11 protein-coding genes are annotated in these 13,915 nt (G+C 58.2%); 2 read left to right on the top strand and 9 right to left on the bottom strand.

Features of this window, described 5'->3' with window-relative positions; all coding sequences use genetic code 11:
* Positions 1–288 precede the first annotated feature (288 nt).
* The 7 genes from ACXAD0_RS12570 to phhA form a co-directional block, all read right to left on the bottom strand.
* Positions 289–1,914, bottom strand: a complete 1,626-nt coding sequence (locus ACXAD0_RS12570; RefSeq protein WP_475088804.1) for an alpha/beta fold hydrolase — start codon at positions 1,912–1,914, stop codon at positions 289–291.
* Between the two features lie 42 nt (positions 1,915–1,956).
* On the bottom strand, positions 1,957–2,571 hold the full coding sequence (locus tag ACXAD0_RS12565; protein WP_475088802.1) for a trimeric intracellular cation channel family protein: 615 nt from the start codon (positions 2,569–2,571) through the stop codon (positions 1,957–1,959).
* A gap of 69 nt (positions 2,572–2,640) precedes the next feature.
* A complete protein-coding gene (locus tag ACXAD0_RS12560; RefSeq protein WP_475088800.1) occupies positions 2,641–3,825 on the bottom strand; it encodes an acyl-CoA dehydrogenase in 1,185 nt (394 codons plus the stop codon).
* Positions 3,826–4,077: 252 nt separating this feature from the next.
* Positions 4,078–5,247 (bottom strand): cation:proton antiporter, encoded by a 1,170-nt coding sequence (locus ACXAD0_RS12555; RefSeq protein ID WP_475088799.1) that lies wholly within the window; start codon positions 5,245–5,247, stop codon positions 4,078–4,080.
* Positions 5,248–5,398: 151 nt separating this feature from the next.
* Positions 5,399–7,060 (bottom strand): aminotransferase class V-fold PLP-dependent enzyme, encoded by a 1,662-nt coding sequence (locus ACXAD0_RS12550; RefSeq protein WP_475088798.1) that lies wholly within the window; start codon positions 7,058–7,060, stop codon positions 5,399–5,401.
* A 118-nt stretch (positions 7,061–7,178) separates the two neighbouring features.
* Entirely contained in the window at positions 7,179–7,649 is a 471-nt protein-coding gene (locus tag ACXAD0_RS12545) for an Lrp/AsnC family transcriptional regulator (protein WP_475088796.1), read from the bottom strand.
* Between the two features lie 349 nt (positions 7,650–7,998).
* Positions 7,999–8,814 (bottom strand): phenylalanine 4-monooxygenase, encoded by an 816-nt coding sequence (gene phhA, locus ACXAD0_RS12540; protein ID WP_475088795.1) that lies wholly within the window; start codon positions 8,812–8,814, stop codon positions 7,999–8,001.
* 199 nt (positions 8,815–9,013) lie between these two features.
* Here phhA and ACXAD0_RS12535 point away from each other — a divergent pair, with 199 nt between their 5' ends.
* Positions 9,014–10,453 (top strand): TyrR/PhhR family helix-turn-helix DNA-binding protein, encoded by a 1,440-nt coding sequence (locus ACXAD0_RS12535; RefSeq protein WP_475088794.1) that lies wholly within the window; start codon positions 9,014–9,016, stop codon positions 10,451–10,453.
* A gap of 22 nt (positions 10,454–10,475) precedes the next feature.
* Here ACXAD0_RS12535 and ACXAD0_RS12530 read toward each other — a convergent pair whose 3' ends face one another.
* A complete protein-coding gene (locus ACXAD0_RS12530; protein WP_475088793.1) occupies positions 10,476–10,811 on the bottom strand; it encodes an Mpo1-like protein in 336 nt (111 codons plus the stop codon).
* 145 nt (positions 10,812–10,956) lie between these two features.
* Between ACXAD0_RS12530 and ACXAD0_RS12525 the strand changes: the two genes are divergently transcribed.
* Positions 10,957–12,180: a CaiB/BaiF CoA transferase family protein gene (locus ACXAD0_RS12525; RefSeq protein WP_475088792.1), complete on the top strand. Its 1,224-nt coding sequence runs from the start codon at positions 10,957–10,959 to the stop codon at positions 12,178–12,180.
* Between the two features lie 71 nt (positions 12,181–12,251).
* On the opposite strand, the gene asnS is transcribed toward ACXAD0_RS12525, so the two are convergent.
* Positions 12,252–13,652: an asparagine--tRNA ligase gene (gene asnS / locus ACXAD0_RS12520; protein WP_475088791.1), complete on the bottom strand. Its 1,401-nt coding sequence runs from the start codon at positions 13,650–13,652 to the stop codon at positions 12,252–12,254.
* Positions 13,653–13,915: the final 263 nt, after the last annotated feature.

Here is a 13,915-nt window from a genome sequence, read left to right as displayed (position 1 = left end):
AAATCGAGGCCGGTATTCTCAAAAATAGCCGGCAATAAATAGTAGACAACGCCAGAGCACGGGGGAGGAGATACGGTGAAATCTGTGTAGGGTGGGGCGACGGGCGCGACTCAGGTTGCGCCCGGGAGTGAGTGGAATACTTCCTTGAATGAGGAATCGCTTCCGGCAATTGACGCCGATGACGGTGTAAGGCGGCGTCGTAGATTACCTGTCACCGCCGCATACCGACAACCGGCGAGCATCTGGAACCGGCAACTCCAATTGTCGCTGACCCAATACCTCCCGCGTCTAGTCAGACGAAAGCCTGGGCTCTTCAGCCGCTGTACCCGTCGCAGGAGGGGCGGACTCAGCCTCACCGGCGTCGTCGCGGGCCTGCTGCTGTTGTTCCAATTCGCGTTGCCGGCACTGCATGGCTGGCTCTGCCACTTGCTCCTCTGGGGCATCGAGGAAGTGCGCGGCAGCACCCTCTGCGCAATCACTCGCAGAGATCACGTCGTGAGAGAGATGGGGAAACAGAAGCCATTGATGATTCGGCAGGCTTTTCCGGGCCTTGTCGACATCTTCTGCTGCCAACACCGGATCCAGTCCGCCGTGCATTACGAGGGCCGGCAGTGGGGTGTTGATCGGCTGCCCTTCGATCATTGGTGCTGACGGTATTGCCCAGATACGACATTGCACCTGCATCAGATCCAGATCTGTGCGCGCGGCTGTTGCGAGCGGACCCGCATCGGCTGCTTCCTCCCTCGCCTGGTCAAAATCGACAAAGGGCGCCTCTTCGTAACAGAAGTGACTGACCCCCGCGGCATCGCCAAAATAGGGGTCCAGGATGATGTTCATGAATTTGGCGATAGGCGCGCGCGCGGTAGCGGATTCGCCTTTTTCGAGTTCCTCAATCAACAGGGGCAGCTTGGGGTAGAAATTCTCGTTATACAGCGCCTGGAATAACACCCGCAGAAGGCGCTGGCCGGTCAGAACAAAAGGATATTCTTTTTTACTGTACAAATGATTGATGTTGACGGTCAGCGGCGTTTCGTCGAGGGTCTCGACCAGCGTAACCAGACGTTGTTCAAGGTTGGGGTAGGCCTGGTTGCATTCCGGTTGCTGCTTGCAGAAATCGAAGCCACGCGCGTAGGCGGCGATGGAATCAGCGGCCAGCTTCTGCGTGTATTTGATATCCGGAAATACTGCACTGTTCAGTACCAGGGAGCGAACGGCATCGGGGAAGTCCCTGGCGAGCGTGAGCGCGTAACGCGTACTGTAAGACACGCCGTAAAGATCCAGTTTGACGACGCCCAGCTGTTCCCGCAGCGCCTCCACATCCCGAGCAATGTTTGCACTGTGGTATTGGGCAAGGTCTGCCTGATCGCTCAGGCGTTCATAGCAGCGCTCCATGCTGAACGTGAACACACGCCCTTCTTCATCAGTGGCGAGCGGCCGGCGAAAAGCCGTGTCGGCGTCGCGGATAAACTCGGTGCAGGAGAGCCGGGGCTCGGCCATGCCGGTACCGCGCGGATCCATCACGATGAGGTCGCGACCGTCATCAACGGTCATATCCGCATAGTTAACCCAGAGCCACTCTGTGGCGTTCTCGGGTTCGAGTCCGAGACTGGCCCCGGGACCGCCGGCACCAAGATGGAGGAGGGGGGCTTTGTCCGCTGCGGGCTCAAAAGCCTGAAAGCGCACGACGGGGAAGCGGACCTTGCGACCTTGCGGACGCGCATAATCCTCTGGCACCTCCATCATGTAGCACTGGGTTTTGGGCCAGCTGGAATCCCGCTTGAACCAACAGGACTTGCTAATCAGACGATAAGGGCTGGGTTGCTCGACACTATCGGCGGGCTCATTAGAGTCGGCACAGCCGGACAGGACCAGGGCAGACAGGAAAACAGCGGGGAGAGAATGTTTAAAAAGCAAAATAACTCCATCAGCAGATGAGTGCCTGCAGCGCAACGTCGTTCAGCGCCCACCAATTCGGGTGATCGGCGCTGACAGATTCCAGCGAAGGGCCGCCAGTCGAATCGACAGCGTTACAAAAATGGCGATGGCCACCACCAGTTCACCCGGTACAGCAACCTTGTCGAGCAATACCAGCACAGTGGCGCCGCTCAGCGCTGCCGTTGCGTAGATCTCGCGTCTGAGCAGCAGGGGAATGTCCCCAGCCAATACATCGCGGATTACGCCTCCAAAAGTGCCGGTCATCACGCCCATCACAATGGCAATGGTAGGGCCATACCCCAGGTCCAACACTTTTTGCGTGCCGATGACGGCGAACACCGCCAGTCCCATCGCGTCGGCAATGGCCAGTAGTTTCGTCGGGACTTGCAGGTATCGAATCAGGTAAAAACTGATAACACCGGTCGTTGCCGCAATCCAGAGGTAGTGACTCTGATCGAGCCAGAATACAGGAATATTGAGGATGATGTCGCGGGTCGTCCCGCCGCCGGTTGCGGTAACGCAGGCGAGAACCACTGCGCCGAACAGGTCCATCTGCTTGTGGCCGGCGGCCAGCACGCCGCTGAAGGCGAAGACGACGATGCCGATCAGGTCGCACCAGTACAACAATTGAGCCATAGCCAGCCCGTATCCTTGTGCCGTGCGATCAAGGCGCCCCTGGAAACGGGGCGCCTGGCAGGCTGGGGGTTAGAAGAATGCCTGAAGGCCAGTCTGTGCGCGTCCCAGGATCAGGGCATGGACGTCATGCGTACCTTCATAGGTGTTGACCGCTTCCAGATTCATCACGTGACGAATCACATGGAACTCGTCGGCAATCCCGTTACCACCGTGCATGTCCCGCGCGACACGGGCGATATCCAGTGCCTTGCCACAGTTGTTGCGCTTCACCAGCGAAATCATGGTGGGATCGAAATCCTTGTTTTCATCCATCAGGCGCCCAACGCGAAGCGAGGCCTGCAGTCCGAGGGTAATCTCGGTTTGCATGTCTGCCAGCTTCTTCTGGAACAGCTGGGTTTGCGCCAGGGGACGGTTGAACTGCTTTCGATCCAGACCGTACTGGCGCGCTGCATGCCAGCAGTATTCTGCCGCACCGATCGCGCCCCAGGAAATGCCGTAACGGGCGCGATTCAGGCAGCCGAACGGCCCGCGCAGTCCGCCGATATCCGGGAACTTGTTTTCTTCGGGGACAAAGACGTTGTCCATGACGATCTCGCCAGTCACAGAAGCACGCAGGGAGAATTTACCCTCGATTTTTGGTGCGGTGAGACCCTCCATGCCTTTCTCAAGCACGAAGCCACGAATCACATCGTCGTCATCCTTCGCCCAAACCACAAACACGTCTGCAATAGGGCTGTTGGTAATCCACATCTTGGCGCCGGAGAGTCGGTAACCACCGTCGACCTTGCGCGCACGCGTCTTCATGCCGCCGGGGTCAGAGCCGGCATCGGGTTCAGTGAGGCCGAAACAGCCGACCCACTCGCCAGTCGCCAGCTTCGGCAGGTATTTCTGTTTCTGCTCCTCACTGCCGTATGCGGAGATGGGATACATCACCAGGCTTGACTGTACGCTCATGGCCGAGCGATAGCCGGAATCCACGCGTTCTACTTCGCGGGCGACCAGGCCGTAGGACACATAGTTCAGACCGGCGCAGCCGTAACCTTCGATGGTGGAGCCGAGCAGGCCCAGTTCGCCCATCTCGTTCATGATCTCCCGGTCGAAGATCTCGTCGCGGTTGGCCTTGAGCACCCGCGGCATCAACTGACTTTGACAGTACTCATGGGCAGTGTCGCGCACCATGCGCTCTTCATCGGTCAGCTGTTGGTCCAGCAGCAGAATATCGTCCCAGTTCGCCAGGGGCTGATGTTTGCTCATTCTTCGTCTCATCCGTATACGATGTCAGGGGCACCGGGAAACGCTCCCGGCGTCGGTTTTTTGCAGTGTAATCAGTCGCCGGGGCAAACCCACTTGATTTACGGATTGACCAGACAGGCCGTCCCGGTCCCGTTTACGCCGGCGAATAAATTTGTGATCACTTTTTTCGAGAGGCAATCATACCGAACTTGAAGCGCCGGGCACACCCCCGCGGTACAGGGGAAAGCGGTAATATTTTCTGGTGCTGACTGTTTAGTCGCGCCTCAAGTGGTCTTTCACCGCAATGGGGTTGGGGAAGTTCATCACCACAATGTAGGAAGAGGCCAGGAAAGTCAGGATGGCGGTGGCCTGAATCATGTGTGAAGCCTCCTTGCCGATGAGTTGTTGGCCCACCGCCAGGAACGCGATCAGCAGCGAGAACTCACTGATCTGCCCCAGTCGGAAGCCGACATCCCACGACAGAACCTCTTGCTCGCTCTGTTTGCCGAGCAGGCAGCGAAACACCAGCGGTTTGACCGCCAGCACCGCAACGGCGGCGACGATTGCCGGGAGGGCAATGTCCGGCAGTACGTTGAGGTCGAATTGCGCCCCCAGGCTGAAGAAAAACAGGATCAGGAAGAAGTCCCGCAATGGCTTCAGGTTGAGCGCGATGTACTGGGAGATCGGACTGGTGGCGAGCGTGATGCCTGCAAGGAACGCCCCGATCTCGCGAGACAGTCCCATCAATTCGGCCACTTCGGCCATACCCATGCACCAGCCGAGCGCGAGCAAAAAGACGTATTCATGGAAGCGATCGAACCTGGTCAGGAGGGGCAGCAGTACGTATCGCACCAGCAGCCAGGCCAGCAGAATCAGCAAGGGCAGGGCGGCGAATGTGAGCCCCAGTGTGGCGATATCAAAGGATCCGGTACTGCCGTTCAGCAAAACCACCAGGCAGAGAATGGCGACAAAATCCTGAAACAACAGGAGTCCCACCATGATTTCACCCAGATGCTTGTGGTGCAAAACGGTCGTTGGCAACAGTTTGATACCGATGATGGTGCTGGAAAACATCATCGCCATACCGATAACCCAGCTCTCAATCTGGGTAAAGCCAAACAGCACGCCAATCCCGTACCCCATGAGCAGAAACACGATACAGCTTGTGATGCCCACAAACGTCGCTTTGCGCATGACGGAGAGCAGCGCTTTGGGCTGCATGTCCAGCCCAAGCAGGAAGAGCAAGAACACGATGCCGATATTGGACATCTCTGTCAGCAGTGAGACGTTGTCAATGAGCGCGAGACCAGAGGGGCCAAACAGGACGCCCAGCGCAATGTAAGCCACGAGCAGCGGTTGGCGACCATAGAGGGCCAGGGAAGCGACGACCGCTGCGCCGCTAAAAATCAGAAAGAATGACTGGAAAAGGGAGGTGTCCGCCACTGCCGCTCCTTGAATCTAATGGCGTTGCCATCCGGGCAACTCCTGAATTCTATCTACGGATGGGGGATCGAGGGAAGGGCGGAGCATCGACTCCCGGGCAGACCGGGGTTTGCCGGGCCAATTGGCCCGGCAGTATTCAGTGCCGTCTGGCTCAGAGGTTAAACCAGCGCAGGTTCTCACCGGGTTCGGACAGAATCGGTTGTTCGCAGGTTTCTCCGGTCGGGTTTTCGAGTATGCGACGGGCTTCCGCCAGCAGGTCGGCGAGCGGCGTGGACAGGGGGATGTCCGATTGGTTTGCGGCACGGTCGAGGCCGATCGAAAGCTTCAGTGGCGCCGGGCCCGCAGCGCCCTGATAACGCCAGACACCGCTGCCGGTGTCATATTGGTAGTAGGGCAGCAGGCGATAGCCGAGATCGGCGACCATTTCGATTGCCGAGATCAGGTAATCTGCGGTTTCCTCGTCGAAGAAATAATTGAAGTTGAGGCGTACCCATCCCGGCTTCAGAATGCTTTCACCTTCACTGACCAGTTTCTCAAGCGCGGCACTTTGATCGTCTGTGAGGTGCAGCAGTTGATGTCCGTACGGGCCTGCACATGAGCAACCACCGCGCACCTGAATGCCGAACAGGTCATTCAGCAGGGCGACAACGTAGCCGTAATGCAGGGGCTTGTTGTCCTTGAGGATATGCAAGGAGACGATGCTGACGCGAGGCGCCGTCGTGCCCCCGAGGATTTCAATATTTGGGTTCTGTGCCCAGCGTGCGAACGCGCGATCCAGCCAGTGGGCTTCACGCGCTTCAATTTCCCTGGCGCCCACCCTGTCTTTCAGCGCAAATACCATGCCTGCGCGAATCGATTCGACGATTGCGGGCGTCCCGGCCTCTTCGCGGCGTTCCCCCGCAGGCAAGTAGGTATGGGTATGTGGGCCGACCCAGGAGACCGTGCCACCGCCCGGAACCGCGGGCTGTTCGCTGGGCAGCAGCGAACGCTTGATCACGAGAATCCCCGGAGTGCCCGGTCCGCCGACAAATTTATGCGGGGAAATGAACAGCGCATCTTTCGCGCTTTCTTCCCCATCGCCCTGCATATCGATCGCAACGTAGGGGCCGGCTGCGGCGTAATCCCAGAGGGAGAGCGCCCCGTGTCGATGCAGCGTCCGAGTCACTGTGTCCACGTCGGTACGGATGCCGGTCACATTGGACGCCGCAGAAAAGCTGCCAATCCGCAGAGGGCGATCTTTGTGACGCTCAAGGGCATCTTCGAGCGCGGTGATATCGACACCACCCTGTTCGTCCTGGGGAATGGTGACCACGTCGGCGATGGACTCCCGCCAGGGCAAATCGTTGGAATGGTGCTCGAATGGGCCGATGAATACCACTGGTCGGGCGCTGCCCGGGATCTCGGTGGGTTCGATGCCCAACCGCTCGTAGTGATCGCGGCGTAATCCCAGGCAATCCACCACACGATTCACGGCGGCAGTAGCGCCCGCGCCACAAAAGATAACAGCGTGGTCATCGCCCGCATTTACCGACTTGCGTACCGCCGCGCGCGCCTGCTCGCGAAATGCTGACGTTTGACGGCCGGTCGCCGATGTTTCCGAATGGGTGTTTGCGTACCATGGCAATACGTCCTCGCGAATGGCCTGTTCGATAAACGACAGGCTGCGGCCGGACGCTGTGTAATCGGCATAGATCAGGGGGCGATCACCGAATGGGGTCGCGATGGCCTGGCGCTCGCCGATGACGCTCTCCCGGATACGCTTGAGTAGTGCTTCCTGCTGTGGGTTTCCTGATTCAAATTCGCTGTGCGCCATATTTACCCCTTATCCGGACTAAACAAGTCGGGCGCGAAGTCTTCGGGCCCGACTTGAAAGAATTATTTTTAACAACGTTTCGCGCGAGGTTACACGAGGTCTACCATCTGCCGCTTGATTAATCTCCTGGCGGTATGGGCAACTCCGTGGTGCTCTTGATCTGTTCCATGGCGAAGTACGAAACAATATCGCTGATGCCGACTTGCCGTATCAGCTCCTTATAGAAGCGGTCGTAGGCGGCGATATCACTGACCACAACCCGCAGGATGTAGTCGAATTCCCCGGCCATGCGATAGCAGTCCACCACCTCTGGCATGGCGGCTACCCGGGCGGCGAATGACTCTGCCCACTCGGGTGTGTGCTCGTCGGTTTTTACCTGGGCAAAAACCGACACTGGCAGGCCGAGCACTTCCGCGTTCAGGAGCGCTACCTTGCGGCGAATGATCCCGCTCTTCTCGAGTTTTTGAATCCTTCGCCAGCAAGGGGTCTTCGTGAGGCCCACACGCTCAGCCAGCTCTTCGATAGAGAGGCTAACATCTGCTTGCAGAATGGCAAGGAGTTGTCTATCGATTGCGTCGAGTGAGGACATTTTTCTAAAAACTCCAGAAAATGGGGCTTTTATGCTGTTCTGGCGCGGCGGTAAGAGTTGTGCGGGAACAGCGTACCCCGGGTAATTTTTGTGTTGACGCATGAGTCCGACATTTCGAGCCGCTGGACTCAGCTCACACAGACCACTGTAACGATAATCTCCGTATCGCCTTGTCAGTAGTCGGGATTCCCTCGCGGGGCGTGTTGATTCCATCTTGCCCTGTCTTGCAGGGAAACCAGGCGAAACCGGGTCGCGCAAATTACGCGATTACTGGGAAGGGGATGTTATTGGATGGCAGTGTCGGCAGGCGCGCCGGGGCCGATCGGCCCCGGGCGGTGACAGGTGATAATCAGGCGGCGTCTTTGGGTGGGAAGCGCGGCTCGAACAATCCGAGGTCCATTGCTTCGCGCACCTTGGCCATCAGGTCGATTTCGGTGAGCGACTGCAGCTGGTTGAGGTCGCTCAGCATGTAGTAGATGGGCTGCACGATATCGATGCGGTATGGCGTACGCAGCGCATCGAGCGGATCAAACTCGAAGCGCTCGGGAGCGTCGCTCAGTGCGTAGAGCGTTTCTTTCGGGGAAGACAGAATACCGCCGCCGTAGATACGCAGGCCATCGCTGGTCTGCAGCAGGCCAAATTCTACGGTAAACCAGTACAGGCGGGCGAGGTAGCCGCGTTCCTTGGGTGATGCCGCGAGGCCCAGTTCGCCATACTTCTGAGTGAAATTGGCAAAGGCGGGATTCGTCAGCATGGCGCAGTGGCCGAAGATCTCGTGGAAGATGTCCGGCTCCTGTAGATAATCAAATTCTTCCGGGGTGCGAATGAAGGTCGCTACGGGAAACTTGCGGTCAGCAAGCAGCTTGAAAAAGGTTTCGAAACCAATCAGGGCAGGCACGCGCGCCACTTCCCAGCCCGTTTCCCGCCGCAATACGCTGCTGACTTCCTCTAGCTGAGGAATGCGGTCGAGGGGCAGGTTGAGCAGGTCAAGGCCGTGCAGGTACTCATCGCAGGCGCGTCCTGGAATCACCTGCAACTGACGGTCGATCAGCTTGCTCCAGGTTTCGTGTTCGAGGTCGGTATAGTGGATGGTACCGTTGCTGTCCGGGGTGCGGGCGACATATTTGCTGGGCTTTTTGCCGGTGGTCGCGGGCTTATTGTTCATGCTTGCCGTACTCCTGTGACGGCTCTCCGATCTGCGGTGACTGCCTGGTGGGCGGTGAGTCGGGGCCGAATTGTTTGTTATCTGATCCCCTCTATTTTTAGGTGGCAAGGGGCTCGAAGGGGAGTGAACGGAGGGCTGCATCCGGGTGAAAACTGCGTCGCTCTTCAATTATCTGTAAAGAATAGTTTACAGTAGTCTCATGCGAGTAGAGATAACCTGTGATAATCGTGTGGGCATTTTGCATGAAATTATGCAGATATTTGCCGATTTTCGTATAAACGTGACCTCTGGTGAGTTGGGTGGTGATAGCGGAGACAAGGTGTTTCTCGTCGCGCCTTCAATGCTGGAGACGCAATATCGCGCCATCGAGAAAGCGATTCAGTCGCTGCGCGGTGTCCGCCGGGTTCGCCGAATCGCATTAATCCCGTCAGAACGCCGTCATTTTGAGCTGGATGTGCTGCTCCGGCATGTCGATGCGCCGGTGCTGTCCGTGGACCGCCAGGGCAGGGTCGTTGTCGGTAACCAGGCTGCGGCGCGGGCGTTCGGGGTCGGGCTGGATCAGGTGCCCGGTATCCAATTACAGCGTTTTCTGCCGCTATTGCATGTGGCCGAATTGTTGCGGGACTTCGAAGTTCCCCGCTACGGAATCCCCGTGCGGGTGCGCGGTGTCGACTATTCACTTGAATGGGCGCCCATTACATTGGAGAACGCCCCGGCCGCGCCGGATGCCGCTGAGCCGGCGAAGTCTCTGGCGGGAGCAGTTCTCACTCTGCAGCGGAGTATCGTGACGTCGGCCGTTTCACAGCCGTCATTGCAGCCTCTCTGGGATTTTGACCGGCGTCGCGAGGCTTGCCTGCGACTACAGGAAATGGCGGTCATGCCCGCGCCCATGATCATTATCGGGGAGCCGGGCACCGGTAAGCGTACCTTTGCGGTCGCAGCCCACACGATGTCATCGGCTGCCGCCAGGGGGGATTGTCGGGTGCTGGCGGCGGAGAATGCCGAAACCATTTTGCGAGAACAGCACATCGAGAATGGGTCTCTCGTCATTCTGCTGCCCGAGCAACTCGATGCTGAAGGTCAGCTTGGGCTGACCCGGGCGCTCCAGAGTCTGCCTTCTTCGGTGCGCTGCATCGCCACCTGTGTCTCCATCAATGATCTGCAGCCCGGATTACGTCAGTATTTTGAGACGCTGTCATTGTCGCTGCCGCCACTAAGGAGTATGCGACCCGCGCTCAGTGCGTTCGCCAGGGTCGTGTTGCAGGGGATTGCGGAGCCAGAGAGTGATGCCGTAACGCTGGAAGACACATGCCACGATCTGTTGGCTGCGCATGACTGGCCACAAAATTTCGTGGGGTTTTGCCAGTTCTTGTCGGCGGCTTATGGACGGAGCCGTGCGCGGGGCGGAGCCTCGATCACGCCGGCGGACTTGCCGGATGTCCAGCGACAGGCGCTATTGCCGATGCGGGATTGGGCGCGGGGGCTGGATCACGCCGAGGTGATGGCAAGGGCAGAGAGGCAGCTGCTGCAGGAGCTGCTGCCTGATTTTCCGAGTACGCGTGCATTGGCCGCACGCCTGGGGCTTTCCCACACGGCGGTGGCGAACAAGCTGAAAAAGTATGGGCTGAAGCCCCGCTAGCTACCGTCCCTTTGAAGCGCGATTAGCGCTCGATACGGCCAAGGAGCATGTCCCGGAACATGACAAAGTCGCCCAGCAGGCTATAGAACGGATGCTTGAACGTGGCGGGACGGTTGTGCTCGAAAAAGAAATGGCCAATCCAGGCAAAGCCATAGCCAGCGACTGGCATTGCTACGAACAGGAGATTGTTGCCGGTAATGATGGCTGCGATCAGCAGGCCGATGACCAGCGTGGTACCAACAAAGTGCAGCCTGCGACAAGTGAGGTTGCTGTGCTCCTGAAGGTAAAACGGGTAGAACTCAGTGAAGGACTTGAAACCTTCCGTATTAGGCGCTGTGTTGTTGTGCTCGGTGCTCATGACACATTCTCCGGGCTTATTATTGGATGTCGTTGTCTGGCAGTGTACGGCAATTCGGCCTGCGGCCAAACCACAGCGTGGTCGCCCGGAATCTGCTAGGCTTGCGCCAATTTTTTGTTACCAGTCAGTCAGCCGCGAGGACGTTATGGCCGGCCCTTTGTCACATATTAAAGTACTCGACTTAAGCAGAATCCTGGCAGGGCCGTGGGCCGGGCAGGTGTTTGCCGATTTCGGTGCTGAAGTTATCAAGATTGAACGCCCGCAGAAGGGCGACGACACCCGCCATTGGGGGCCTCCCTATTTACAGGACGCAGAGGGCCAGGACACGGCCGAGGCGGCCTACTATCTGAGTGCCAACCGGGGCAAGAAGTCGGTTACCGTCGATATCACCAAGCCAGAGGGGCAGCAGCTAATTCGCGATCTCGCCCTGCAGTGCGATGTGGTGCTGGAGAACTATAAGGTGGGCGGACTGGCCAAATACGGACTCGATTACCCGTCCATCAAGGCGATCAAGCCCGGCATTATCTATTGCTCGATCACCGGGTTTGGACAGACCGGGCCTTATGCCAGTCGTGCGGGTTACGACGCGATGATTCAGGGGATGGGCGGCTTGATGAGTCTGACAGGCGTGCCCGAAGGTGAGCCCGGGGCGGGCCCGCAAAAGGTCGGCGTCGCGGTGGCTGATTTAATGACCGGGATGTACGCGGTGTCTGCCGTGCTCGCCGCCTTGCTCCATCGTGAGCGAACGGGTGAGGGGCAGCAGATCGATTTGGCCCTGCTTGACACCCAGGTTGCCTGGTTGGCAAACCAGGCACAAAACTACCTGACCTCAGGCCGTAATCCCCAGCGGCAGGGCACCGGCCACCCGAATATTGTGCCTTATCAGGCGGTGCCTTCGTCGGATGGCTATTTCATGCTGGCTATTGGCAATGACGCCCAGTTTCGACGTTTTTGCGATATCGCCGGCATTTCCGCACTTGCCGATAATCCGGATTACGCGACCAACGCCGCGCGTGTTGCCGCGCGTGCGGTACTCGTGCCTATGGTCGAGGAAGCTACCCGGCAACAGGAGTCGGCCTGGTGGCTGGAAAAACTCAGTGATGCCCATGTGCCTTGCGGGCCGATCAATACGTTGGACCAGGTGTTTAACGATCCGCAGGTGCAGGCACGGGGGATGGTGGTGGAGCAGTCGCATCCCACCGCCGGTAGTGTTCGCACAGTGAGAAACCCCGTGGTCTTTTCTGAAACGTCGCTGGATTATCAGCAAGCGCCGCCTGTACTTGGGCAGCATACCGAAGAGGTACTTGTTGCAATGGGTAAGGACCCCCAGGCGATCGCCGAATTGCGCGCGCAGGGTGTGATCGAATAGGGTAGCTTTGAGAGGTGTCCTGCGCCCACCAGAGCATTGTTGGCCTGGTGAGCGCAGGAAAATACGTACGCTTAGAAGGCGACGTTTTTCGGTGTGCGCGGGAAGGGGATCACGTCGCGGATGTTGCCCATACCGGTCACGTAAGAAACAATCCGGTCAAAGCCCAGACCGAAACCTGCATGGGGCACGGTGCCGTAACGGCGCAGGTCGCGATACCAGTCCAGGTGCTCTTTGGGGATGTCCATCTCGTCCATGCGAGCGTCGAGTTTGTCCAGACGCTCTTCACGCTGTGAACCACCGATAATTTCGCCGATGCCTGGTGCCAGAACATCCATCGCGGCAACGGTCTTGCCATCATCGTTCATGCGCATGTAGAAGGCTTTGATGTCCTTGGGGTAGTTCAGGACGATCACAGGCTTCTTGAAGTGCTTCTCTGCCAGGTAGCGCTCGTGCTCCGATGCGAGGTCGATTCCCCAGGATACCGGGAACTCGAACTTTTCCTTGCAGTTTTCCAGAATCTCGATGGCTTCGCTGTAATTGATGCGCGCGAATTCGTTATCGATGATGTTTTCCAGTCGCGAGATCGCCTCTTTATCGATCCGCTGGGCGAAGAACGCCATGTCGTCGGCGCGCTCTTCGAGCACGGCTTTGAACACGTACTTGAGCATTTCCTCAGACAGGTTCGCAACGTCCGCCAGATCGGCAAAGGCGATTTCCGGCTCAACCATCCAGAACTCCGCCAGGTGACGGGTGGTGTTGGAGTTTTCCGCACGGAAAGTCGGGCCGAAGGTGTAGACCTTCGAGAGTGCCAGGCAGTAGCTCTCGACGTTGAGCTGGCCAGAGACTGTCAGGAAGGTTTCTTCACCGAAGAAATCCTTGCTGTAATCCACATCCCCTTTGTCTGTGCGTGGCAAATTCTGCAGGTCGAGGGTGCTCACGCGGAACATCTCCCCGGCGCCTTCACAGTCGGAGGCGGTAATCACCGGAGTGTGCACCCAGTTGTAACCGCGCTCGTGGAAAAAGCGATGAATCGCCTGGGCGATGCAATTGCGCACGCGCGCTACGGCACCACTGACATTGGTGCGCGGGCGCAGGTGGGCATGCTCACGCAGGTGCTCCATGGTATGGCGCTTGGGTGACATGGGGTAGGTGTCCGGGTCTTCGACCCAGCCAACGACGGTGACACTGGTTGCCAGCAGTTCGATTGACTGGCCTTTACCCTGTGACGCCTTGACCGTGCCCTCGATATCGACAGCGCATCCGGTGGTCAGGCGCAGTACTTCAGACTGGTAATTATTCAGGTCAGCCTCGACGACCACCTGAATGGGGTCAAAGCAGCTGCCATCATGGACAGCGAGGAAAGACAGGCCGGCTTTGGAGTCACGGCGGGTGCGAATCCAGCCTTGTACGCGAACGGACTCGCCCTCGCGGCCCCCGGATTTCAATAGAGTATCTACAGACTCAACTTGCATGGTTTTTGTTTACCTGAGCTTTGCGATTCACGGGCGCTGCGGATGTTTTTTGCACGTTTTGCGCAAATTTAAACAGATTACGCCCGGTTGGTTACGGCGGGCATATTGACGCTTTGCCCGGCTGAAATCCAGCCCCACAACACAACCGTCAGTGGGCGCCTGATATTGACCAGACCATTTTGGATCAATCGCCAGAGGATGCCAGTGGTACCGGGTAAATGGTGGAAGGCGATGGGGAGAGTGGCCCGGCCCCAGAAAGGGGT

The organism is Microbulbifer sp. ABF4_148 (genome assembly GCF_056158985.1).
The sequence above is the reverse complement of the archived record's forward strand: the minus strand, read 5'-3'. Positions and strand labels throughout refer to the sequence as shown.